Raw genomic sequence first — 24,162 nt, forward strand, 5'->3', positions numbered from 1 at the left:
CATATCCGCCTGAGGCGGACGCGGGATCGTGCCCCCCTCTCGCTACTTAAATCCCCAAGAATAAATTCTATGGGGATTTTTTTATGGAAGAATTCGTTACATATATTCTTTATTCGAAAAAGTACCAGAAATAAACGGCTAGGTTCACTCCTAACCGTTTTTTTATGGAATCTATTCTTGAATTTCTTACCTTAGAACACAGAATTGAACACGATTTGGAACACAAAAAGCTATTTTCTGCCCCAAAAATCTACAATGCCAACGGCGACAGTGCCGGGGATAATCTTACATAGAATTTTCTCTTGGAAAAAGTTTTCTCGATTCCGATAGATGAAATTCATAAGCAATGAACGATATACGGCTTAAGGGAAATTAGTTGTTTTTTACCTAAGTTCTTTGTTGATAACAGCTATTTATAATTTAATTGTTTTAGTTATTCGAGTTGAATCTTTTGAAAGTTGAACAGAAATTCGGTTATTGATTGTCCATCTAGTTGTTACAGAATCTATAAGTAGTTCATAGTATTTTTCTTCATAAGCTCCTAGATATTCGCCTATTGATATGGTTAATATTGTATCATTAGAAATTTTGGACCTAATATTCAACGATCCGTCAGGATATTCATATTTGGCAGCAATAATAGCTAAATTTCGTTTTTCACACTTGTCTTTCAAGTAAATAATGGAATCTGTTAAATCAACTGTTACAATCTTTAATTCAGGTGTCAAGCAAGAGTCTTTAAAAGTCATTGAAGAAACACTATTAGAAACCGTTATCCATTCCAATGATTCAGTCCCCATTGGCTTTTGTTTATTGCAAGATATTAGTGAAATTATAATTATTAGAAATATTGGTCTCATTAGATGGTTTTAATTATGCACGACATGTGGATAAACACTATTATAGTTTTTATTCCCATTATATCTTCACAAATCTAAAGGGTTTTTAATTGAATTAAAATTAGTTGTAGAAACATGAATGTAAATTTCTGTGATTTTGTCGAGCTATGCCCCAACAGTAATTGAATATATCTTAAAGAGGTTCCAGCCCCCCCATTTTTATAAATGGTTTTCTCCCGAGGAAACCAAAAATTCCTTTTTAAAAAAAAATGTCTTGCATCAAACTACATCGCATGGCAACAGTCCAGTTCATATAATTTGAAAATAAATTCCATTTAAATGATGACATTTTTCCAATTTTCCGATATATGATTGTAAAGCGGGAACGATTACACATCTGCACCAACTTTTCAACAATTAATTCTAACCAATTAAATCTCACACCATGAATGAGCAAAACATTTCCCTATTAATTCGTCACATAGCAGGCTCCAAAAAAGGTCAAGTTGAAAAATTTTCAGTTGCAAGCACACCTGAAATTCGAATAGGCCGCGGATTGGATAACGATGTAAGCTTCGACCCTGTTAAGGAAGATACCATCAGTCGCGACCATTGCCGTATTGTTCAGGATAGCATAAATCCGGAGCGGTTCTACATCACGGACAGCCAAAGCAAAAACGGAACTTTTGTAAATGATGTAAAAACTGCTGGTAAAACCGAGCTTTTTGCGGGTGACATCGTAAAGCTAGGGAAGGACGGCCCTTCCTTTGAATTTGATCTTGATCCGCGCCCACAGTCGCATATTAAAAAGACCCGTATCATAGATGCTGTTGCAGCAAAAGAAACAAAGATTCATACTGCTACTGATTTACCTAAGGCCACTTCAGAGAAAACCCCACCCGCAAAAGAAGGTATCGGCAAGAATACCATGCAGCACATGATTCGCGAGTCTGAAAAGAAAAGTAAAACCGGTCTAGTGATTACGATAATTGCTGTATTGCTTCTGGTTTCAACTGGCGGATATTTGTTGTTTAAAAATCAGAAGGTAAAGGAAATCGTTCACGTGACCGACCCTAAAACTACCTTTACCCCAACCGAAATAGCGAAGGCTAGCCAAGACAAGGTGATTTATATAGAGATGGCCTGGAAACTTACAAGTACGGCATCTAGCGAGGAAATGTATCATGTTTATTATCCTGTTGTGCAGGATAAAAAAATTGTTGGATACCAAGGTGGCTATACCCAAAATGACCAGGGAGCAATCGTACCCATGCTGGTAACAAAGGGCGACTATCTTAAGTCATTCGGTAATTATGATGGTATAGAGCTTGACCTTATTGCGAGCGCCGGTAGTGGCAGCGGTTTCGTTGTGGATGATAGAGGTTTTATTGCAACCAATAGACATGTAGCTTCCAATTGGCTCACAAGCTTTCGCTTTCAAGACTATGCTTTTCCCGGGGTACTTATAGAGCCTAATCAAAACGGACAATTGGCACCAGCTTGGGATAAACAAATTTCAAGGGAAATGGTAGGCGAATGGGTTCCTGGCAACGATAAAAGATACACAGGTGTAAATACATATCTTGATGTAACCTTTGCCAATAACTCACAAAGAACGCCAGCGAAGATCGTGCGTATCTCTTCTACACATGATGTAGCGATGATTAAAATTGATTTGCCAGAGGCTTTACCAAAGGTGGAACTTTATGACAGTTATGATGAAATTGCACCAGGAGATGCTACCATTGTTATGGGGTATCCAGGAATTGCACCGGCACAGCTTGTTCTTAAGCGTTCGCAGGATGTATTTAACACCAATGCAAATATTACCTCCGTTCCCGTTCCCACTATTAGCACAGGAAACGTTGGACGAATGGTGCGTGGTTCCGAAAAGAACAGCAAGATTGATGATTACAAATCTACCTTCGGGGACTATTATCAACTTACCATCAATTCTACAGGTGGTGGCAACAGCGGCGGACCTATGTTTGACGACAAGGGACGCGTAGTGGGTGTGTTCAGCGCTGGCAAATGGGAACCAGGCACCGCTATTAGTTTTGCCGTTCCCATCAAGTATGTAATGGAACTAATGGGCCGTCAGGAAGTAATTAAATAGCAGTCTTTTTTCAATTAATAGATTTTTAAGATGATTACTGTCGCTTTTTCCACCAGTTCCAATTACAGCGCTGTTGGAAGACAGTAACCTAGCATTTAACAATAACAACTATGAAGTTTTTGTTTTCAAAAAATAATAATAAGCTCCCTGATTCAACTAAGAATAACCCTAGCAGTAAAGGGAAATTCTGTGCAGTCTATGCCATTTCAGAAACAGGCCCGGTACGCGATCACAATGAAGACTCCATCGCTTTTTCCTTTCCGGAAAATAACAGACATAATCTTATTGCTGTGGTGGCAGATGGTATGGGAGGACACAATGCAGGTGAAGTAGCCAGTAAGATGGCTTGCGATCTGTTGCTTGACTACTGTTTGAAAAATTGGAAACAGCAGGCTCCAGATAAACTGCTTCATAAAGCATATTTGGAGGCGCACCAAACGATTGTTACAGCTGGTAATTCAAATTCCGAACAGAAGGGAATGGGTACCACGGCCACTTCGGTGATTATTCATAAAAATGCTTGTTATATAGGGCACATTGGTGATAGTCGTGCTTACTTGTTACGGAATGACAGTTTAATGCAGCTAAGCAAAGACCACACCTTAGTCAATCAAATGTATGAAAATGGTGAGATTACAGAAAAGGAACGAGATCATCATCCAATGAAAAATGTGTTATTGCAAGCAATGGGCACCACCCCCACCATACAACCTCAGATTCTGGCTGATGGATGGTCAATAATGGAAGGCGATCGTTTGTTTCTATGCTCTGATGGGGTGTATGATGCACTGAGTGAGGAAGATATTGAAGACTTACTTTTAATAAAACGCCCTGAATTTGCACTGGAATGTCTCAGTGCAACGGCAACGGCTCGCAATGTCTCTGACAACTTCTCAGCTTTGCTGATAGATATTTCATCGGGCGTTCAATCGAATCCTTCAATGACAAAAGAACAAAATATAGTACAATGAGCGGACTAGGCAGTCAATACGAAATTATCCAAAAACTCGGCGAAGGCGGAATGGGAACGGTTTATCTCGCAAAAGATACCATGATTGACCGTTTGGTCGCCATAAAACAACTTCACCGGAATACAGGATCAGAAGAAGAGAGTCTTGGAGAACGTTTTCAAGCAGAAGCGCTAGCACTCGCCAAACTGAATAACCCCAACGTAACCCATCTCTATTCTTTCATTCCAAAGGAGGATACTTATTGGATGATCATGGAATACGTGGAAGGAAAGACGCTCGAAGACTGGCTTTTTGTCCACAAAAAAATTACACATCAACTAGCTGCAAGCATTACCGTACAAATACTTGATGGTTTACATCATGCACATCGTAAGGGCATCATTCACCGCGATATAAAACCAGCCAATGTTATGATTAATGAAGATGGCGAGGTAAAGATCATGGACTTCGGTATTGCAAGAATGCGCAATGCACAGCGTATTACCAGTCACGGTAAATCAGTGGGAACACTAGAATATATGGCGCCGGAACAAATCCAAGGCCATGAAGGTGATGAAAGAACAGACATCTATGCCGTGGGTAATATTCTGTACGAAATGCTTTGCGGAACTACTCCTTTCCAAAGTGATACCGATTATATCTTGATGAAGGACAAGTTGGAGAAACAACCGGAATCTATCTTACGGGAAAATCCCACGGTTCCTGAATCTCTTGAGAAGATAATCTTTAAAGCCCTTCAGCGCAATCCCAATAAAAGATATCAAACCGCCCGCGAGCTGAAATCTGCCATTGAGAAATGTCTGGATGGAACGTTGCTGGATCAGTTCACACTCAGTAAAGTACTTAAAGCGTCACAGGTTTTCACAGCGCCAGAAAAAGGAAATGAAATTATCTCTGTCAGCAATATTTTGTCCCGCGCAAAATCAATCTCGGGAAGATTCAGAGTTCCCAGTGCGGGAAAGTTTAAAGTTCCAACTGTTGGTAAAATTAATAGGTCTTATCTAATTCTTGGCGCTTCCGTACTGCTATGTCTCATTCTATTGATTTGGAGTGGAGGAACAGAAGTTAGCAAGACCGACGAAATACCTGAAACCCCTGTTGTTACTTGGGAAGAACCCGCGGATGAGCCAGAACAGGATATGGCAGAGCAAAGTTCCGGTAATTTTGATGAGACCCCAAGTGAAATGTACCGTCGTATTGCTAAGCCAACAGAAGTAAAAGCAAAACCCAAAGAAGAGAAAAACAACGTAAAAAAGAGTGTAAACAACACAACGGATAATAAGCCATCAAATACTCCACAACAGACTGAGCTTAGTGAAAATATAAATAAAGAGCGAACGGTTCCAAACACTCCTGCAGAGGTTCCTTCAGGAAAATCAATTCTTGTAACCTTACAGGAAGATTTAAGTTCTGAGGAAAAAGAACGTGACGGAAAGCTAATTCGGCTCACTTGTAATGAAGATGTGCTTGCAGACAACAGGGTTATTATTCGTAAAGGTTCAACGGTTACGGGAAAGATTGTGGACTGCGTACCCTCAAATAGTAAAAAGAAAGCTTTAATTGGTTTTGTAATCATTCGGGTGGAAGCAGTGGACGGCAGTACGGTCAAATTAAAGTCGAAACGCTTCCGTTTATTTGCTGATGTTCCGGGAAAAGCCATTAGCTATCGTTCCGGACAGACTTTTGAAGCAATACTGCAGCGAGGCATTGTGAAGTAGATGAATTGTTGCTTCAAACTTTATAGCATTTTTGTGTCCTGATCCCTGAAGGAAATTACGAAAGCAGAAATTATTAGCCTTTGTCTTTTTGCTCAATTCCATAATATGCCTATCGCAGGCCCAGAACAATTTCGTAATAAACTTTATACTGTTTCTCCCTTAATTAACCTGCGCGCCACCCCCTCTCGCTACAAAAAACCCTTCAAGTATGAAGGTTTTTTTTAGTTTTCCCTTTAATCGAAAATTTCTTGCACATATCACTAATATTCTTAAATTTGTTGAAAATGAGTTAATAAAATATTGGAGCACAGCTTTGTATAGGTTATATAAAGGGTTATTTTTACCCTCGAACCCTTAAAACCTATATTATGAAGAAGTATTTTTTTGCATTTTTAATGCTAGCCAGTATCGCTATTAGCTGTACCCCAGAAAACCAAATTAGTGATGAACAACAAATCGACAAAGTCAAAGTCTGCCCCCCAAGCGACAGAAACTGTAATGGGATTCCAGATCACATGGAGCAAGGAGATTAATTTTTATTTGATTTTTTTATGTGCAGTGGCTATTTTATCTCCGTTTCTGCATATGTTATATCTTATTGAAGATAAAGAGGGCGTATTTGGTTTTGCATATATGTCCTCTTTTTTATTTTCTATTAGCCTGCCATTAATGGCTATTAGTTCAGGTTTGATTTTAAAGTTTGCAAAGAGTATAATTATTGATGATTTCAAAAAAACCTTTGGATATATTTCGAACAGTTTTTTATTAGTGGGATTTTTCTTTTTAATATACACTTTCGCTCCAATGTATGATCTTTCTATATATGCATACTACGCCGTTCTTTTGGCTCTTGCTTTGGCTTTAACCGCTATAGCAAATCATGTTCACAAAGCTGTTATTACAACCGAACAACGCCTTAAAACAATAATTTCAAAACTATTCGATTTTATCATTCTTGAAACTCCCCGCAAACACGTTTCAGAGGAAAAGCAGATTGATTATGTTATTTCCTATGAAAAGATTATCAACGAAATTGGGGACGAATGAATGAAACACTGAAAATTTTAACGAAACTGCGCATTGCCGGAATGCTCTCTGAAGCAGCAAAGCTTGAAGCTGAAAAAAATATACAAGAAAAACCAAGACCAGAAGCTTCTGAGAATAATGCTAGTATTACTTTTGGTTAAAAGCTTAAACCTTTTAGCTTTTAAGAAATACTTCCAATTCTGAGAAATTCACTTGAGATTGTTCACCGCTTTTCATGTTTTTGAGGGTGAAAGACTGCGATTCCATTTCCTTTTCACCAGCCAGGACTGTGAAACTTATATTCCTTTTATCTGCATAACCCATTTGTTTGCCCATCTTTGTGGCATCAGGATATAATTCTGCTTTGATGCCAACATTGCGAAGTTTGGTTATCGCTTTCATAGCATACATAGCTTCCTTTTCTCCAAAATTTATAAAAAGTGCTTTGCTATTTTCTGAAACAGTTTCGGGGAAAAGATTTAATTCTTCCAAAACCAGATAAATACGATCCAATCCAAAGGAGATACCTACACCGCTCATATCTTTTAAACCAAAAATTCCCGTGAGGTCATCATACCTTCCGCCACCGCCAATGCTGCCCATATTTACTTCTGCAGGTGCTGAAACTTCAAATATGGCGCCAGTGTAATAATTTAGTCCACGCGCAAGTGTAACGTCAATTTCTAATGAAGCCGTCTGTAGGCCAAGTGTTTCAATATTTTTTGTGATAAACTTCAGTTCCTCCACGCCTTTTATTCCCAATTGCGATCCACCTAGTAAACCATTTAAAGAATTTAGCTTTTCATCATTACTTCCTTTGAAAGAAAACAACGGCTGCAGTTTTTGTAGCGCATCTTCAGAAATACCTTTTTCGCGCATTTCTTTTTTTACGCCTTCCTCCCCTATTTTATCCAGCTTGTCCAGTGCCACGGTAAAATCTATCAACTTGTCTTCCGCACCAATGGTTTCGGCAATGCCGCTCAATATTTTTCGGTTATTGATTTTTATGGTTACGCCTTTTAAACCGAGTTTACTGAAAACAGCATCATACAACTGCACAAATTCCACTTCCTGCCAAAGTGAGGTTGAACCCACAACATCGGCATCACACTGAAAAAATTCACGAAAACGGCCTTTTTGTGGTGTATCTGCGCGCCAAACGGGCTGAATTTGATAGCGCTTAAAGGGAAAAGTAATCTCGTTTTGATGTTGAACAACATAACGTGCAAAAGGAACAGTGAGGTCGTAACGCAAAGCTTTTTCTGAAAGTGAACTTGAAAAACGAGCCAAATTACCTTTTTCCAGTGAGATCAAATCTGCTTTTTTTACTTTTTCACCACTGTTCAAAATCTTAAAAATCAACCGATCGCCCTCTTCCCCATATTTCCCCATCAAGGTTTCGCTATTTTCAAAAGAAGGCGTTTCAATTGGCTGAAAACCATATAGTGAAAAGGTTTCCTTTATTGCATTAAAAATATAGTTACGCCTAGAAACTTCTTCCGGATTGAAATCGCGAGTGCCTTTTGGGATGGATGGTTTTTTGGACAAGATTTTATGTTTTTGAAATTTGTATTTTCTACTTAGCAAATATCCTAAATAATAATGAAGTTTGCCACAATAAGATTGTAGGAATCATAATTAGCTTCACTGTAATTCTGTAACTTTATCGTGCATTTGCAGTCTAACGAGAAACACAAACTAAAAATATGTTTTCACTTTTTTGGGAAAATGTCCGTATCGCACTGGATTCTATTAAAAGTCAGTTACTAAGGACTATTCTAACCATTGTAATTATTGGGATTGGCATTTGGGCGCTTGTGGGTATTTTGAGCGCCGTAAAAGCATTGGAAACTACCATTTCTGGGAATTTCGCGTCCATGGGCGCCAATACTTTTAATATTCAGCAATACGAGTTTACCGTCCAATCAAATAGAAGCGGCGAAAGAGAGAAAATAAATCCTATCATTAGCTATAACAATGTCCGTGAATTTTTGGACAAATATGATTATCCCTTCACCAAAACTTCGCTATCCTTTCAGGGAACCTCTGTTGCCGAAGTAAAATACGGTTCAGAAAAAACCGATCCCGAAGTACAGGTTTACGGTGTAAACGAAAACTATTTGGAAAACACCGGAACCGAGATTGACCAAGGTAGAAATTTTACCATTTTCGATATTCAAAACAACAATAAGGTTTGTTTGATAGGTTCTGATTTTGAAAAAAATCTTTTTAAAAACGAAGACCCAATTAACAAAACAATCAGTATTCGCGGGGTAAAGTTTAAGATAATCGGTCTGCTGGAGTCCAAAGGATCCACTTTTGGGAACAATCAAGATTTAAAGGTATTAATCCCTGTACAAGTTGCCCGCGGAATCTATACGCAGCCAAATATAAACTACAACATAAGTGTAAAGGTAGATGACAAACAGATGATGGAGGCCGCGCAGGACGAAGCTATCATTACTTTTAGAAATATTCGTGGTCTGAATCCTGTTGAAGCTAATGACTTCGGAATTGAACGCAGCGAAGACTTGATAAACCGGATTGCTTCCATTACGCAATATCTTGAAATTGCAGCTTGGATCATCAGCATCATAACCATTCTAGGATCTTCAATTGCCTTGATGAACATTATGTTGGTTTCTGTATCCGAACGTACCCGTGAAATTGGTGTTCGGAAGGCTATGGGGGCAAAACGCTCTACAATCTCAACCCAGTTTTTCATTGAAACAATAGTTATTGGTCAATTCGGTAGTATTCTGGGAATTATTCTGGGAGTATTGACTGGATTCGCATTCGCTAAAATCTTCGAGTTTGATTTTACACTTCCTTGGACCGCTATGATTTGGGCGACAGTTATTACATTTATAGTTGCCGTGGTTGCAGGTTCTTATCCAGCTTCAAAAGCTGCTGGTTTGGATCCTATTGAAAGTTTGAGATACGAGTAGACAAGGGAAATTACAAATCACAAGCTCCAAATTCCAACCAAGCCCCGAGATAAAACAGTTGGTTCTTTGTTTTAGTTTTTTGTATTTGGAATTTATTCGCTTAACAATTCACTAAAATAATTATAAAGCGCTCCCTTTGTAATAACCGAACCTTGCTGTATCAACACAAAAAGATCCTTGTTTCGATCGTCTTTAATGGCTTTTGTTGAAGTATAAAGAGATACTTTATCATCGTGCAGGTTTTGCTGAAGCCATTTGTAGCCGTATTCATTTGTAATATCAATATTATCATCTTCAACTTTTATGGCAATGAGCTCCATAAAAGCTTCGGATATGTGAAAAAGCATCAATTGTTTGGGTGAGATGTGTTCCAAATAGTTTACTTTATTTAAAACTCCTTCCCAAATTAAATCACTGAAAATATCCAGTTCTTGTTCGGCCACTTCAGGTTTTTCTGCTTTTAGCTTCTTCCATTCATCGGCTGTTATGGATTGCGTGGCAAGAAAATTTATAAATTCTTGGTGCAGTTCCTCAAATTGCTCTTTTGTTAATCTGGCGTATTTCATCTTTAAAAATATTTTGATAAAGCGGAAGATGGAATGCCCAACACATATATTCCGTTTGTTTATGATTTTTCAATGGGCATTTCATAAGTATATAAAATAATAAAACCTTCCCCGAAACGGGAAAGGTTTTTATAACAATTAATCGTATTCTTTATTTAGAATTCAATAAATCTTCAGATTTATCTTCCGATACTTCTTCTGATTCTTTTACCTCTGGTTTAGCTTTTGCTTCTGGCTTAGCTTTAGATTTTACTTCTGGCTTAGCTTCAGCAACTACTTCAAAAGCGAAGTTGGCAACCACATCTCTGTGGAAACGGATGGTAGTATCATACTGACCAGTACGCTTAACAGCTCCACCGGCAACAGTAATGTATTTTTTCTCGATAGAAACACCTGCTTTTTCAAGGGCCTCAGCAAGATCTCCGTTAGTAACAGAACCGAACAATTTATCACCTTCGCCAGTTTTGGCAGTAATTTTAATTTCAAGTCCGTTTAGTTTCTCAGCCTGTGTTTTAGCTTCGTCAACAACTTTCTTTTCTTTAAAAGCGCGTTGCTTCAAAGTTTCAGCCAATACTTTTTTAGCCGAAGGGGTTGCAAGAACTGCGTGCCCTTGTGGAATCAAAAAGTTTCTTCCGAAACCGTTTTTCACGGTTACAAGATCATCTGCAAATCCCAGATTTTCTACGTCTTTCTTTAATATAAGTTCCATAATACTTTCTGGTTTTTTATTTTAATAAATCGGCTACGTAAGGCATAAGTGCCAAATGGCGCGCTCTTTTAACGGCAACTGCCACTTTGCGCTGATACTTCAATGAAGTTCCAGTAAGTCTTCTTGGAAGGATTTTACCTTGCTCATTTACAAATTTCAATAAGAAATCTGCGTCTTTATAGTCAACATACTTAATACCGGATCTTTTGAAACGACAGTATTTTTTTGCTTTGTTGGTCTCTATGTTAAGCGGAGTAAGATATCTGATCTCTCCGTCTTTTTTTCCTTTTGCTTGTTGTTGTAGTGTGGCCATAATTTATGCTGATTTTTTATCGCGGTTTCTTCTTTTTTCTGCCCAAGCAATTGCATGCTTATCAAGACTTACTGAAAGGTAACGCATAAAACGTTCGTCCCTTTTAAATTCAGTTTCTAGTTCGTGTACTACTTCACCATCAACGGTGTACTCAAAAAGGTGATAAAAACCACTTTTTTTGTTCTGGATTGGGTAAGCAAGTTTTTTCAAGCCCCAATTTTCTTTGGATATCATCTTAGCACCTTTAGAAACAAGAAGATCTTCGTATTTCTTTACTGTTTCCTTTATCTGATCTTCAGATAAAACGGGATTTAAGATGAAAACAGTTTCGTAATGATTCATAAAAAATCTATTAAAATTAATGATTAAACTTTTGGCTTTCTGCCAAGAGGGTGCAAAAATAATACTTTATTTGTTATTATCAAACCTAATCTTGAATAGACTTCAAAAATGTTGATTTTAGATAAAGTGTTTATTTTTTTCGATTAAAGTCAAAAAAAGTTGCATTTCATCGATTATATGCATATTATTGCCTTACGCAAAACCTACTATTGTGGAAAAAACCATACTTAAATGTGCAATTGTAGATGATTCTACACTGCAACGGCTTTCAATAGTGAAGCTTATCCAAATGCACCCATCTCTTAAACTGGTTGGGGAGTATAAAAATGCTGTTGAAGCAAAAATGGGACTAGCATCTACTGAAATTGACCTTATATTTCTGGATATAGAAATGCCAATTCTGTCCGGATTTGATCTTTTGGACGATATTCAAAGGAAGCCTCAGGTAATTTTCGTTACCGGAAAAACCAAGTATGCTTTTAAAGCATTCGATTATGATGCCGTGGATTACCTTCGTAAACCCATCGCAAAAGATCGTTTCTTAAATGCTGTTCACAAAGCAATCAACAATTACAAGCTGAAAAATGAAGAAGGCTTTGATGATGAGGACTTTATCTTTGTGAAAAGCAACCTTAAGAAAAGAAAAGTTTTCTTAAACGAATTGCGCTACATTGAAGCTTTGGGCGATTACGTAAAATTGGTTACCGAGTTCGATTCACTTGTGGTTCTTTCAACGATGAAAGCATTTCAGTCACTATTGCCAAGCGATCGATTTTTACGAATCCACAAATCTTATATTGTGAATTTGGACAAAGTGCAGCGCTACAACAGTAAGACTATTGAATTGGACAAAGACAAACTACCTTTGAGCCGAAACAGAAAAGCCGATCTTGTTGAAGCATTGGCTGCTACTCAGAACGCCTAGTAATTATCTACATCAATATTGACGCGAACGCTTGAAAATTCCTTTATGGAATTGAAACTGCGTTGCACATTCTCTATGTATTTCTTCGTTTTTTCCAAGGATTGTTTCTTAGGAATTTTGATAAGAAGATTTATAATGTATTTATTTTTTATTCTCCCAATTGGTGGTGGCTCCGGCCCTAAAATATTTTCCTTAAACTGTATTTCCAACGCTTGGCCAAACCACGTTGAGGCTTTTTGAACACGAATTAAATTTTTATCCTTAAAAACAATTTTTACAGTTCTGAAAAAAGGCGGGTATTTATAATTGTAGCGTTCTTCCAGCTGTTCTTTATACATGCCATCATAATCGTTCACGCTCACTTGCTTCAAAATTTGATGGTACGGATTGTAAGTCTGTATTAAAACTTTGCCACGTTTTTGGGTGCGCCCTGCCCTACCCGATACTTGTTGAAGCAACTGAAAACTGCGCTCATGCGCTCTAAAATCTGGGAAGTTCAAGAGGTTGTCTGCATTCATTACGCCCACTAAACTTATGTTTCTAAAATCCAAGCCTTTGGCGAGCATTTGCGTTCCAACCAAAATATCGATTTCCTCGTTCTCCAACGCCTCAATTAATTTTGAATAGGAATGTTTTCCTTTTGTTGTATCCTGATCCATTCGTGCTACTTTGTGATCTGGAAACAGCGTTTTTAATTCGGTTTCAATCTGCTCCGTACCAAAACCTTTGGTGTCCAAGGTTTCGCTTCCACAGGCAATGCAGTTTAGCATCATAGCCATATGATAGCCGCAGTAATGACATCGCAACTGGTTTTTATGTTGATGGAAGGTCAAACTCACATCACAATTGGGACATTGCGGCGAAACTCCACAAGTAGTACATTCCACAACAGGTGAGAATCCCCTTCTATTTTGAAAAAGAATTATTTGTTCTCCATTCTTTAAAGCTTCACGCATTTCTTCCAGCAAAAGATCGCTGAAATGGCCAGTCATCTGTTTTTTCCGGTTCTTCTCTTTGATATCGACCAATTCAATTTCGGGCATCAAGACGTTTCCAAAGCGTTTTTTCAAAGTAACTAACCCAAACTTTCCAGATTTTGCATTGTGGTAACTTTCCAGGGAAGGCGTGGCGGAGCCCATCAACAATTTCGCTTTGTGAAGGTTGGCCAAAACCACAGCACTGTCGCGGGCGTTATAACGTGGCGCGGGACTGTATTGCTTGAAAGACGGTTCGTGTTCTTCATCAACGATGATAAACCCCAAATTCTTAAAGGGAAGGAATAACGAAGAACGCGCTCCAATAACCACTTGTGCTTTCGGCTTTTCGTTAAGTACGTTGTTCCAAACCTCAACCCGTTCATTTACAGAAAATTTGGAATGATAAACAGCTATTTTTCCGCCAAAATATTTTTGAAGACGGCTAATAAGTTGGGTGGTCAAGGCAATTTCAGGAAGCATATATAAAACCTGTTTCCCGGAAGCGATCATTTTTTCTATGAGGCGGACGTAGATTTCGGTTTTTCCGCTGGAAGTGACGCCGTGGAGCAAGACCACATCATTGTTTGTAAAAGAAGTTTTTATTTCTTCATAAGCTTTCTTTTGTGGTTCGTTCAATGTTTTTATTTCTTGGGAAGCTTCTCCAGAGAATTCCACCCTATCGTGCTGAATAAAATATTCTTCCAAAATGCCTTTATCGATGAGCGACTTTAAAGTCGCCGCAGAGGCTTCACTTTTCTTTTGAAGCGCTGAAGAACCGATTGGCTTTTTGGTTTGGCTGTTCAGCATAAAAAGATTCATCAGCACTTCGCGTTGTTTTGGAGCTCTATTTAACGTATCCAAGAGTTCGCGAAGGTTTTCTTCGGAAGTATATTTCTGTGAAAGTTTTATGTAGCGTTTCAGTTTAGGGGTGTATTGTTCGTAAACCGTTTCTTCAACCTCAACGATTCCTTTTTCAAACAGTTTTTGAATTACTGAAACCACATTCTTTTTATCGAGAATGGAACGCACATCATTAATGTGAAGCGAGGACTGGTGCTGCAATGCTTCAAAGACCAAAAATTCTTCGTCAGACAACGAATTCTCATCCCAATCCTTTTCCGAGGAAAGCTTTATTATCGTTTCGCTTTCCAGCAAAAATGCACTCGGCAAGGCTGCTTTTATTACTTCACCTAAAGAACACATATAATACTTGGCCAACCATTCCCAATGTTTTAATTGGACGCTTGTAATGATAGGCTCTTCATCCAGAATATGGTCAATGGATTTTGTTTCGTAACCTACTGGGGGTTGATCGTGGACTTGATAGACAATGCCAGTATAAACCTTTGACTTTCCGAAGGGAATCGCCACACGCATTCCTGGTTTCAAAAAGGCAGCTTCGTCCTTGTTCACGCTATAGGTGAAGGCTTGCTTTAAAGGAATAGGGAGAATGACGTCTATGAAATACAAATGGTAAAGTTAATAGTTATAGGGTTGTTGAAATAATATAAAAAAGGCCGCCAAAATTGGCAGCCTAAAGATACTATTTTTAATATTTTTTAATTGACGCGAGTCCAAGTTTGCGTTCTTCCCAAAAGTGAGAAACCGATATAACCGCGAACATCCAATTTATTGGCCCCGTCAAGTTCTATATAACATTTATAGACTTTTCCGTTGTTTGGATCCATAATGGTACCGTCATTGTATTCATCGCCATCTTTTTCTAGACCTTTTATAATTACAATTCCTAAAATGGGTTTGCCTTTATCAGCGCCTGGACATTCATCGCAAGTGGCGTTCTTTTTAGCAGGATTTAAAATCTCTACTACTTTTCCGTAAATTTTTCCGTTTTCTTTATAGATTTCAACAATGGATTTTGCTTCGCCAGTTTCGTCGTCAACGGTTTTCCATTTTCCGGTTACGTCTTGGGCAACTGCCGTCATAACGGTAAGGGCAACAAGGGAGATAGTTAAAAGTACTTTTTTCATCTGTTTAAAATATTTTGAGGATTAAGAATGCTTCGGCTGCGCTCTGCACAGGTGATGTGCCCAAATATACATCTTCCGTTGGTTTATTATTAGTTAGTGGGCATCTGATAGTTAAAAAAATTAGGTTTAAAGTTACATTTTTTCTTTTAGCCGCTTTATTGAAATGTTAAGTTCAAAACCCAGCAGCAGCAGGTTTGCGTTTATCCAAATATATAACATCAAAATTAAAAGTGCACCAATGGAGCCGTATAACTCGTTATAATTTGAAAAGTTATTTATATAGACACCGAAAAAATATGTGGTAAGCAGAAATAACACCGTAGTGGTTACTGCCCCAATTGAAAAAAAGCTGGAAGACCTTCCTTCTTTGGTGCCGAAATAATAAAGTGTTGCTATCACAACATAGATCATTATTACAAAAACAAGAAATTGAAAGAACGAAATCCAGAAAAGATCGTTGTCTATATAAGCTCTGGACTGAAGGTCGTGAATAATATATTCTCCATAAAGAATGACCCCAACTGAAGTTAACAACAACAATGCCAAGAAAATGGAAACTACCAGCGCCACAAAATACTGTCTAAAGAAATTGCGGTTGATGTTTACGTGATACGAAAATTCAAACGCGCTGAAAATAGCGTTTACACCATTCGTCGATAGGAATATAGAGAGGAAAAAAACAAAGGATATTAAACCCGCCCGAGGATTCACTGCAATATCCGCGATTATTGGATAAAAGAACTGTGTGGTCTGTGCGGGTAATAAGGCTTCCATAAATATAAGAAAGCGAGTTTGAAAACCTTCTACCGGGATATAGGGAATAAGGTTTAGTAAAAGCAATAAAAAGGGAAATAGCGCCAGAAAAAAACTGTAAGCAATGGAACTTGCACGAGGCGAAAAAGAACCTTTCAATATTCCTGTTCCATAAATGTCCAACAAGTGATAAAGCGAAAACTCTCCCCCCATACCGGGAAGTTTTATTTTTTTACTGAATGCCACCAATTCCTTAATAACGGGAATGTTTATTTCCTTTTTGTCTTCGCTCATTTAACGGCTTTTAAGCTCAAATCCATATTGTAAACAGAATGTGTTAACGCACCGCTGGAAATGTAATCTACGCCACACTCAGCATAGCGTCTGGCGGTTTCAAGCGTAATTCCACCGCTGGATTCTGTCAGACATTTTCCGTTTATTAAATTTACTGCTTTACGGGTATCTTCGTAATTGAAATTGTCTATTAAAATTCGGTAAACGCCTTCTGTTTTTAGTATCTCTTCAATTTCATCAAGATTTCTTGCTTCAACAATTATTTTGAGACCGAGCTGATTTTCTTTTAAATATGTTTTTGTCTTTTCAATAGCCTTGGTTATTCCACCGCAGAAGTCTATGTGATTGTCTTTTAGCATCACCATATCGTACAATGCAAAACGGTGGTTCTCCCCGCCTCCGATTTTTACGGCCCATTTTTCCAAAGCACGAATGCCTGGGGTGGTTTTGCGAGTATCCAGTATCTTTGTGTTAGTTCCTTCCAAAAGCTTTACGTATTCGCGGGTTTTGGTGGCAATGGCACTCATACGTTGCATTGCATTTAAAACTAATCGTTCTGACTTTAAAATGGATTGTGAAAGGCCGGAAACGTAAAAACATACGTCACCATACTTTACGGGACTGCCATCTTTTATTTTAATATCGAGCTCTAGGCCTGGGTCTACATATTCAAAAACTTGGCGGGCGAATTCTATACCAGCTATTACACCTTCGTCTTTTACCAAGAGCTTCGCCGTGCCTCGTGCATCTTCAGAGATGCAGGCCAAGGAACTGTGGTCGCCGTCGCCTATGTCCTCACGGATGGCGTTGGCGATAATGATGTCTATTTCTTTGTTGAATTGTTTATCTGAAATCATAGCAAGGAAATTTCAGCTAAAATACTTTAAAAAGTTTGAAGGACGATGCTTCGGCTTCGCTCAGCACCCAAAAAAATTAGAACTGAAGCCATTTTATCTTTGTATTTTTGAATTTCGAAATAGACTTCAATGAAAATCACACTACTCGCAATAGGCAAAACCGATAACAACCAACTGCAAACCTTGATGGATGAATATACCAAGCGGGTGGGGTTTTACATTTCGTATGAAATGGAAGTGATTCCGGATATAAAAAATGCTAAAAATCTTTCTGAGGCACTTCAAAAGCAAGCTGAGGGCGATGAAATATTGAAGCGAACTTCTACCGCAGATGTTTTGATTCTGCTTGATGAAAAGGGGAAAACCTATACTTCGGAAGGGTTTGCGGAGTTTCTTCAGAAGAAAATGAATAGCGGACTGAAGAACCTCATCTTCGTTATTGGTGGCCCTTATGGCTTTAGTGATGCGGTTTATGGACGTGCCAACGGGAAGGTTTCACTTTCTTCAATGACTTTTTCGCACCAAATGGTTCGACTTTTCTTTATTGAACAACTTTACAGGGGGTTTACTATTTTGAGGAATGAACCATATCATCATAAATAGGAATTAGCGAAAAGCGATTAGCGAAGAGGTTTTTACCATTGACAATCTATGAAATCTGTTAGCATGTGAAATAATAATCCGACTGCTATGATTCTGGTTTTTTTGAAGAACAATAGTATTACGTAAACCGCCATTGCCCAATAGGTATGTAACGGGTGGAAATTGATGCTGCAACGGTTGGGATCAAAAAGCGGGGTGGCGAAGAGATGATCTACATCTACCAGCATTGTGGCGAGCATGATGAGCCAAGCTTTTTTCCATTCTTTTCTGAAAAAAATATAAGCGATGAGGCCGGGGGCCAAAAAGTGCAAACTATAATGTACTATTATTTGGAGCATGGATCGGTTTAGGGGGTAACCATTTTTGCCAAGAGCACTATTTGCCCCAAATGATAGGCATCGTGCTGGATGATGCCATGAATGTGCTGGTAGTAGGTAAGTTTGTTTACGGAGTATTCATTGTTGAAGTCGGCTTCGTTGAAAGTGCTTAGGAAATAGAGCCATTCCTTTTGGGTGGTTTCCAAGGCGACTAAGGTTTGGCGCCACGCTTTGTCCGAAGTATTTTCTATCTTTTCTATGTAATTATTTGAGGGGGTTTGGAGGACTTCGCCCTGCACTCTTTTTAGGACGTTTTCGCGCCAAGAAATGATGTGGTTTACTATTTCCCAAATGGTGTTGCCGTCTTTTATGGGGCGTTGGGCGGCTTGCTCGGGGGTGATGCGCCCTAGTGTATCTTCAAGGGTTACATCCAGCCAAGGATGGCCGTGGTATAGATCTGTGAAAAGGCTTTGAATGCGTTGCGATTCATTCATTGGGTTGGTAATTTTTTATAAAGATACTTATTTCTACTAGGAAAAGACTAGCGTCATTTGTTCGCTATATAAAAATTCAAGCATCCCTAAAAATGAATTAGGGATGCTTGAATAAATATAGAAATGGGTGAAATATATTCTTAAAACTAAAATAAGATTTTTACTGACTGCTAAATTTTCCTTCGGTTATCATTATTGTGTTGCCCGCATCATCCATTATTTTTCCTTCAAAGGTGCCGCGAATGGCTTTTGCATCTGGGGTTGAAACGGCTGTAATATCTTCAACTGTGTCTATGGTAACAGTGAAGGGAGTTCCAGATTTTTTTACTTCATACATTTTGTCCGTCATCATTATTCCTCCTCCATTAGCTGAGGTTCCTTTAATGGTGTATGTTCCAGTGCCTTCTACATTGTCAATGGTTACTGCAAAAAGACCTTTGGGGGTATTGCCCCTGATATTAACTTCTTTTTTGGCGGGAACGTAGATAGCCATAACGCCGGGTACAGTGCCTTCTACTAAGGTACCGTCCATTTTGAAGGAGAGGGTTGCGAAGCCTGGTTTTGTTTCGGCAGGTGTTGGAGTTTCCGATAGCATTTGTGCGGTTGTGTCTGTGGCTGTTTCGGCATCTGCTTCGGTGGAAGTGTTGTTTTTGCAAGCAATGATAGCGGTAAACAGTAGTATTACCAAGACGAATTTAGAAAGGGTTTTCATAAAAGTTATTGTTTTGATTGTTAGCTACATACCAAGATAATTCATTTTTAGATTTGTTGGTTTAAAAGTGAAGGGTATTTTACATGGGAAGGGAAACAGGAATTGCAAAGGCTTTTAAATATAGGGATTTTTATATTTTGGTAATATCTTTAAAAAGTTTAATTTTCAACTTTGCAAATACTATTTTAAAAAATACATATGAAAAAAATATACGCAGCAGCACTTTTCTTTTTAGCAACTTCATTTTCACCAAACACATTGTTCGCACAATGTGGAGATGTTACAATTGAGAGTTTAACAAACCCAGGTCCTTATGACGTTGCTACACTTACCGAAGCGGATGGACTTAGAAATGGTCCAGATTATTTAGATGCTACCGTATATTATCCCACAAATGCCACACCTCCCTTTGCAAGTATTGCCATCGTTCCTGGATTTACAGCACTACCATCAAGTGTTGAAGAATGGGGGCCTTTTTATGCTTCACACGGAATAGTAACCATCATTATTGGAACCAACTCGCTTTTTGATTTTCCAGAAGAAAGGGCTGTGGCACTTATAGATGCTTTGGAAACTATGCGTCAGGAAAATACCCGAAGCTCATCTCCATTAGAAAACCAGCTTGATGTTGACAAATTTGCAGTGAGCGGATGGTCTATGGGCGGCGGCGGCGCGCAGCGTGCAGCTGTATTGGACAATACCATAAAAGGTGTGGTTGCTTTGTGCCCTTGGTTGCCAAACCCTTCCTTAAACCACGACAGTCCTGTATTAATTTTTAGTGGTGAAAATGATCCTACCGCACCTCCCGCACAACACGCAGACCTGCATTATGCAGCTACTCCAGAAACAACCAACAAACTTCTTTTTGAAATTGAAAATGGAAATCATTCTGTGGCTAATACGCCTGATGGTGGTAATGGTGCTGTGGGTAAAATTGCGCTTTCTTGGCTTAAGCTATATGTAGATGAAAATGATTGTTATTGTCCGTTATTAACTGAGTCACTATTAGTAGATCCTCCAGCGGCTTCTAAAGTACTATCTAGTTTTGAATGTGAGTTGCTTAGTGTGCCTGATAATAGTTTTGCGATAAGCGTATATCCAAACCCCACAAAAGACTTTGTAAATATAAATAGTACCAATCCCGTACATTTTGAAGTGTATTCTGCGCTTGGGCAACGATTACTGTCTGGTGAACTTACCCAAAGTGAAAAGCAGATTGACTTTTCAAACTTTGCAAAGGGCCTTTATTATGTGCATTTAGGGAATGAAACTGTGAAGGTTATTAGAAACTAATGTGAATAAGTGAGTACGTGAGTTTTTGAATACGTGAGTTTGTATAGCCACGAGCTGGACACTCGCGTTACCTTGGATTTTTAATTTATCAATATTTAATAATGACCTCTTAGAGAATAGATTGTAATTGTATCTTCATTCAGTTTATAAACCAATCGATGCTCTTTGTTTATTCGCCTAGACCAGAATCCCGTTAGTTCGTATTTTAGCAACTCGGGTTTCCCTATACCTTCAAAAGGAGTTTCTTCAATAGATTTTAAAAGTTTCGTTATTTTATTCTGAATGGTTTTGTCTCCGGATTTCTTCCAGTAAGAAATATCATTAATAGCGTTCTCTGTGTAGGTTATTTCCACAAATCATCGGTTTTGATGGCTTTGGTCTTACCATAGTTTTCCTCTTCTTCGCTAGCTTTTATTTTTGCAACAAACTCGGGATTATACGTACTTTCGCCTTTAGATTCAAAAGGAATTTCCATTGCCTTAAGCACTGCTTTTATAGCTTTGGTCTGTGCTTTGTTCTTAGTGTGGATTGTAAGAGTTTCCATTTAAATATTCTTTATGGGGAATTATTTTCCTATTCAAAGATAACGAAATATTCTGTTGGTTTTTGAAACATGGATTTTGAGAAGTGAAACGAAATTGTATGGGCACGAGCTGGACGCTCGCGTTAGCGGGGGAGAGATTAAGCATCAATTCTGAATTGTATATGTGGGCAAGAGCGAACCCTCTCGATTGCAAGACTTATAATCTTGCGTATAGTATATCTACCAATTCCTCAATAGTACGCGTAGTTGTAACCTCCACCATAGGGATATTTAAAGAAAGACTCTCTAAAGTCATCAACACAATTTCCGTACGGTCTATAGAGTTTGCACCCCAATCCTTTAATGAATCGGTTATAGGAATGTCCTTACCTTCTAATTCTGGTAATACCTCCGTTGAGATGCTCATAATAAGTTCAAATATTTCTTCTTTATCCATGATATATTATGGTTTGCGGTTAATAATGGTGGCACGAGCAGAACGTTCGCGGTAGCGGGGTGCTTTTATAGCTCAAATGGCTACTATTATAAACAAAACCGATAGTTTTATAATCAAAATTGGTTAGTACCATAAACAAAAAAGATAGTTTTATAATCAAAATTGGTTAGTATCATAAACAAAAGGGATAGTTTTATAATCAAAATGAGGTACTATTATAAACAAAAATGATAATTTTATAATCAAAATGGGTTACTATTATAAACAAAAATGATAGTTTTATAAGCCAGATGGTGCTTTTTATATCCTATTTGGCTTACAAAAATCTTTATTAATTACAACATGGTGGCCACGAGCGGGACGCTCGCGCTAGCGGGGTTAGCTAGACTAAAAAGATAGAAATTCTTTTTGATTACGAATTTTATCTTCATTATTAACTTCATTTAAAAATTTTACACACTCTTGGTAGTCAAAAGTAGAATCCTTATGATAATAACCTTTTAATATGGTATTGACAGCTGTAAAATATTCTTTATTTTTATTTAAAACTGAATCTTTTTTATCATGAATTTTATGAATAATTTTATTTCTTATATTAAATTTTCTCAAATCTGGAATGGTTTTAATTTGAATAGGCTTAATTAAAGTATCTTCCCTTTTACTTAACAAATACATTATCCAATCAACTGTATAATCATCTTTATGCGAACTAAAAGCAAAAGTATAATTTCCTTTTTCTATATTATTTTTTATTAGATTGCCAAGTCTTATTCCATAACCCTTATCCTTCACTAGAATATCGCTATTGATAATTTTAAAACATTCAGTCATTCCATAATCAAAATCTTTATTTTTATCTTTGAAAGCAGCGAGTTGAATTAATATTTCATCTCTATCAAATGTTAACTCTTGCCTTTCAATAATATCTTTTTCATCTAAATTTATGTTCAAATTTTTGTACGTAGTATTACAGAAGTTTATAAATTTTATTATTATCTCCTTAGCTATTATTTCACGAAATGTTTTGAAATCGACATTTGAGTATATATCTAAAATGTTATTATAATTAGCATTTTGGTTTTTATTCACTAATCCCCTTAATATATTATTTCTTTTCTCTCCCGAATCTAAATATATAAATTGTGTCACAAAGTATTCATATATGGATTTGTGAGTCCATTTATAATACATACCTTCCTGAACAAATAAAGGAACCGTAGTAATTAAATCTTTTAAAAAATTTGAATTCTCAAATTCAATAATTTCGCAAAAAACTTTTGCATTATTAATTACGTCTAAAATTTCATCTTTTGTAAATTCAATTTTATCCAACTTAAGACAAAGAAAAGAGATATATCTAGTTATTGTATGAAAATCATCAATACCTAATTTACTAAATTTCTCTCTTTGATAATAATCACCTTTACTTAAATCATGAGCCTCAAATAAAGCATCATAAACTTGTCTATAAAAAATATGCTTCTTTAAAGGTATCGTGTGTTTATATTCATAAGCAGTATACAAAAGGGAAACTAATAATGGATTTGTTAAGAATTCGTCTAAATCTCTATAATTTTCTCCCTTTATCTTTTCTATTAAAGATTTAGATAATGCGCTATTTCCATCATACTTTTTTAATAAAGCATATACTTCGCTTTTCTGTAATGGGTTAATGAAAAATGACTGAAATTGGCCGAAAGAAGCTAAAGCTCCATCAGGACGTGATGTAAGAAAAAAATTATTATTTGATGCATTGCTAATGAATTTTTGTATGTCCTCAGTAACTTGCTTTTTTTCCGATGAAGCAATTTCGTCGTAGCCGTCCAGAAAAAAAACAAAATCACCACGTTTAATTAATTCTAATATAAATTCAGAATCCTGTTCACTTTCTAAGAGTTTCAATTCATCAAATATCTCATCAATAATCTTTCGAGAATTAGATAATCTTCTTAATTCAATCAATATTGGAATTCCTTTATTTTGTTTAATTACAGATAAAAACAATTTTCTTGAGAGAGTTGATTTCCCCATTCCCGCAGTATCTGTAATTAAAACTTTTTTATATTTGGGAATAAAATCATCACTAAAATCTAAAATTTTATACTTTTTAGGTTTAGTAGACTTTGATTCAATTAAAGTTAATGGTAAATAAATGTCATCTAATAATCGTTGTTGGTTTCTGAATGCGAGAATATTTAGTATTGAATATGTTTTATATTTCTCAATTAAGTAATCTTTAAATTTATTATCAAAATAATGATCTTGAATTTTATGGGACTTTTCAGCTTTAGAAATTAAAAATTTTATTTTAGGGGATAACCAATGATCAACTAATGTTTTTGATAATGGGGCGGCTATTGAAGCGATATCCTTAAGTAATTCAATTTTTTCCATAACTGTTTAAGTATTATGTGTTTTAAT

28 protein-coding genes are annotated in these 24,162 nt (G+C 37.2%); 11 read left to right on the plus strand and 17 right to left on the minus strand.

Features of this window, described 5'->3' with window-relative positions; translation table 11 throughout:
* Positions 1-164: 164 nt before the first annotated feature.
* Entirely contained in the window at positions 165-293 is a 129-nt protein-coding gene (locus ESU54_RS18185) for a hypothetical protein (protein ID WP_262510814.1), read from the plus strand.
* A gap of 120 nt (positions 294-413) precedes the next feature.
* Here ESU54_RS18185 and ESU54_RS16790 read toward each other — a convergent pair whose 3' ends face one another.
* Positions 414-800, minus strand: coding sequence for a hypothetical protein (locus ESU54_RS16790; RefSeq protein ID WP_111845973.1), 387 nt, complete (start codon positions 798-800; stop codon positions 414-416).
* 484 nt (positions 801-1,284) lie between these two features.
* Here ESU54_RS16790 and ESU54_RS16800 point away from each other — a divergent pair, with 484 nt between their 5' ends.
* The 6 genes from ESU54_RS16800 (at position 1,285) to ESU54_RS17900 (ending at position 6,831) form a co-directional block, all read left to right on the plus strand.
* Positions 1,285-2,955 carry a trypsin-like peptidase domain-containing protein gene (locus ESU54_RS16800; protein WP_111845974.1) on the plus strand — a complete coding sequence of 557 codons (1,671 nt, stop codon included), beginning with the start codon at positions 1,285-1,287 and terminating at the stop codon, positions 2,953-2,955.
* 110 nt (positions 2,956-3,065) lie between these two features.
* On the plus strand, positions 3,066-3,926 hold the full coding sequence (locus ESU54_RS16805; RefSeq protein WP_111845975.1) for a PP2C family protein-serine/threonine phosphatase: 861 nt from the start codon (positions 3,066-3,068) through the stop codon (positions 3,924-3,926).
* On the plus strand, positions 3,923-5,644 hold the full coding sequence (locus ESU54_RS16810) for a serine/threonine protein kinase (protein WP_111845976.1): 1,722 nt from the start codon (positions 3,923-3,925) through the stop codon (positions 5,642-5,644). Before ESU54_RS16805 ends, ESU54_RS16810 begins: the two co-directional genes overlap by 4 nt.
* A 368-nt stretch (positions 5,645-6,012) precedes the next feature.
* On the plus strand, positions 6,013-6,177 hold the full coding sequence (locus ESU54_RS17895) for a hypothetical protein (RefSeq protein ID WP_170253302.1): 165 nt from the start codon (positions 6,013-6,015) through the stop codon (positions 6,175-6,177).
* Positions 6,178-6,229: 52 nt separating this feature from the next.
* Entirely contained in the window at positions 6,230-6,691 is a 462-nt protein-coding gene (locus ESU54_RS16815) for a hypothetical protein (protein WP_111845977.1), read from the plus strand.
* Positions 6,688-6,831 (plus strand): hypothetical protein, encoded by a 144-nt coding sequence (locus ESU54_RS17900; protein ID WP_160113318.1) that lies wholly within the window; start codon positions 6,688-6,690, stop codon positions 6,829-6,831. Before ESU54_RS16815 ends, ESU54_RS17900 begins: the two co-directional genes overlap by 4 nt.
* Before the next feature lie 13 nt (positions 6,832-6,844).
* On the opposite strand, the gene hisS is transcribed toward ESU54_RS17900, so the two are convergent.
* Positions 6,845-8,218, minus strand: coding sequence for a histidine--tRNA ligase (gene hisS / locus ESU54_RS16820; RefSeq protein WP_111845978.1), 1,374 nt, complete (start codon positions 8,216-8,218; stop codon positions 6,845-6,847).
* Positions 8,219-8,376: 158 nt separating this feature from the next.
* Here hisS and ESU54_RS16825 point away from each other — a divergent pair, with 158 nt between their 5' ends.
* Positions 8,377-9,618: an ABC transporter permease gene (locus tag ESU54_RS16825; protein WP_111845979.1), complete on the plus strand. Its 1,242-nt coding sequence runs from the start codon at positions 8,377-8,379 to the stop codon at positions 9,616-9,618.
* A gap of 92 nt (positions 9,619-9,710) precedes the next feature.
* On the opposite strand, the gene ESU54_RS16830 is transcribed toward ESU54_RS16825, so the two are convergent.
* The 4 genes from ESU54_RS16830 to rpsF form a co-directional block, all read right to left on the minus strand.
* The gene (locus tag ESU54_RS16830; RefSeq protein WP_111845980.1) at positions 9,711-10,184 is read right to left on the minus strand and encodes a DUF6495 family protein; all 474 of its coding nucleotides are present in this window, start codon (positions 10,182-10,184) and stop codon (positions 9,711-9,713) included.
* A 151-nt stretch (positions 10,185-10,335) separates the two neighbouring features.
* Positions 10,336-10,893 (minus strand): 50S ribosomal protein L9, encoded by a 558-nt coding sequence (gene rplI, locus ESU54_RS16835; protein WP_111845981.1) that lies wholly within the window; start codon positions 10,891-10,893, stop codon positions 10,336-10,338.
* A gap of 16 nt (positions 10,894-10,909) precedes the next feature.
* Positions 10,910-11,206, minus strand: a complete 297-nt coding sequence (gene rpsR, locus ESU54_RS16840; RefSeq protein ID WP_111845982.1) for a 30S ribosomal protein S18 — start codon at positions 11,204-11,206, stop codon at positions 10,910-10,912.
* A gap of 3 nt (positions 11,207-11,209) precedes the next feature.
* A complete protein-coding gene (gene rpsF, locus ESU54_RS16845; RefSeq protein WP_111845983.1) occupies positions 11,210-11,548 on the minus strand; it encodes a 30S ribosomal protein S6 in 339 nt (112 codons plus the stop codon).
* A gap of 211 nt (positions 11,549-11,759) precedes the next feature.
* On the opposite strand from rpsF, the gene ESU54_RS16850 reads away from it, so the two are divergent.
* Positions 11,760-12,473 carry a LytR/AlgR family response regulator transcription factor gene (locus tag ESU54_RS16850; protein ID WP_200830124.1) on the plus strand — a complete coding sequence of 238 codons (714 nt, stop codon included), beginning with the start codon at positions 11,760-11,762 and terminating at the stop codon, positions 12,471-12,473.
* On the opposite strand, the gene priA is transcribed toward ESU54_RS16850, so the two are convergent.
* The 4 genes from priA to nadC all read right to left on the minus strand — a co-directional run bounded on the left by priA (position 12,470) and on the right by nadC (position 17,342).
* On the minus strand, positions 12,470-14,920 hold the full coding sequence (priA, locus tag ESU54_RS16855) for a replication restart helicase PriA (RefSeq protein WP_111845984.1): 2,451 nt from the start codon (positions 14,918-14,920) through the stop codon (positions 12,470-12,472). The two genes, ESU54_RS16850 and priA, sit on opposite strands and share 4 nt — an antisense overlap.
* An 89-nt stretch (positions 14,921-15,009) precedes the next feature.
* Positions 15,010-15,438 (minus strand): DUF2147 domain-containing protein, encoded by a 429-nt coding sequence (locus tag ESU54_RS16860; protein ID WP_111845985.1) that lies wholly within the window; start codon positions 15,436-15,438, stop codon positions 15,010-15,012.
* Positions 15,439-15,570: 132 nt separating this feature from the next.
* The gene (locus tag ESU54_RS16865) at positions 15,571-16,485 is read right to left on the minus strand and encodes a YihY/virulence factor BrkB family protein (RefSeq protein ID WP_111845986.1); all 915 of its coding nucleotides are present in this window, start codon (positions 16,483-16,485) and stop codon (positions 15,571-15,573) included.
* A complete protein-coding gene (gene nadC, locus ESU54_RS16870) occupies positions 16,482-17,342 on the minus strand; it encodes a carboxylating nicotinate-nucleotide diphosphorylase (RefSeq protein ID WP_111845987.1) in 861 nt (286 codons plus the stop codon). Before nadC ends, ESU54_RS16865 begins: the two co-directional genes overlap by 4 nt.
* 129 nt (positions 17,343-17,471) lie before the next feature.
* Between nadC and rlmH the strand changes: the two genes are divergently transcribed.
* A complete protein-coding gene (gene rlmH, locus ESU54_RS16875) occupies positions 17,472-17,945 on the plus strand; it encodes a 23S rRNA (pseudouridine(1915)-N(3))-methyltransferase RlmH (RefSeq protein WP_111845988.1) in 474 nt (157 codons plus the stop codon).
* Between the two features lie 32 nt (positions 17,946-17,977).
* Here rlmH and ESU54_RS16880 read toward each other — a convergent pair whose 3' ends face one another.
* From ESU54_RS16880 to ESU54_RS16890, 3 genes are all read right to left on the minus strand, one after another.
* Entirely contained in the window at positions 17,978-18,283 is a 306-nt protein-coding gene (locus ESU54_RS16880; protein WP_111845989.1) for a DUF6122 family protein, read from the minus strand.
* Between the two features lie 8 nt (positions 18,284-18,291).
* Positions 18,292-18,756 carry a DinB family protein gene (locus ESU54_RS16885; protein ID WP_111845990.1) on the minus strand — a complete coding sequence of 155 codons (465 nt, stop codon included), beginning with the start codon at positions 18,754-18,756 and terminating at the stop codon, positions 18,292-18,294.
* 160 nt (positions 18,757-18,916) lie between these two features.
* Positions 18,917-19,468, minus strand: a complete 552-nt coding sequence (locus ESU54_RS16890) for a hypothetical protein (RefSeq protein WP_111845991.1) — start codon at positions 19,466-19,468, stop codon at positions 18,917-18,919.
* A 198-nt stretch (positions 19,469-19,666) separates the two neighbouring features.
* Here ESU54_RS16890 and ESU54_RS16895 point away from each other — a divergent pair, with 198 nt between their 5' ends.
* Positions 19,667-20,761 (plus strand): T9SS type A sorting domain-containing protein, encoded by a 1,095-nt coding sequence (locus ESU54_RS16895; RefSeq protein ID WP_111845992.1) that lies wholly within the window; start codon positions 19,667-19,669, stop codon positions 20,759-20,761.
* A gap of 95 nt (positions 20,762-20,856) precedes the next feature.
* Here the strand turns inward: ESU54_RS16895 and ESU54_RS16900 are convergent, their stop codons facing one another.
* The 4 genes from ESU54_RS16900 to ESU54_RS16915 all read right to left on the minus strand — a co-directional run bounded on the left by ESU54_RS16900 (position 20,857) and on the right by ESU54_RS16915 (position 24,135).
* Positions 20,857-21,114 carry a Txe/YoeB family addiction module toxin gene (locus ESU54_RS16900; protein WP_111845993.1) on the minus strand — a complete coding sequence of 86 codons (258 nt, stop codon included), beginning with the start codon at positions 21,112-21,114 and terminating at the stop codon, positions 20,857-20,859.
* On the minus strand, positions 21,105-21,305 hold the full coding sequence (locus ESU54_RS16905) for a DUF2683 family protein (protein WP_111845994.1): 201 nt from the start codon (positions 21,303-21,305) through the stop codon (positions 21,105-21,107). Before ESU54_RS16905 ends, ESU54_RS16900 begins: the two co-directional genes overlap by 10 nt.
* 196 nt (positions 21,306-21,501) lie before the next feature.
* Positions 21,502-21,741 (minus strand): acyl carrier protein, encoded by a 240-nt coding sequence (locus ESU54_RS16910; protein WP_111845995.1) that lies wholly within the window; start codon positions 21,739-21,741, stop codon positions 21,502-21,504.
* A 387-nt stretch (positions 21,742-22,128) separates the two neighbouring features.
* Positions 22,129-24,135, minus strand: a complete 2,007-nt coding sequence (locus tag ESU54_RS16915) for an NACHT domain-containing protein (RefSeq protein WP_146848154.1) — start codon at positions 24,133-24,135, stop codon at positions 22,129-22,131.
* Between the last annotated feature and the right edge of the window lie 27 nt (positions 24,136-24,162).

The sequence above is a fragment of the Aequorivita antarctica genome (assembly GCF_007997155.1).
In the GTDB taxonomy this organism is placed as follows: domain Bacteria; phylum Bacteroidota; class Bacteroidia; order Flavobacteriales; family Flavobacteriaceae; genus Aequorivita; species Aequorivita antarctica.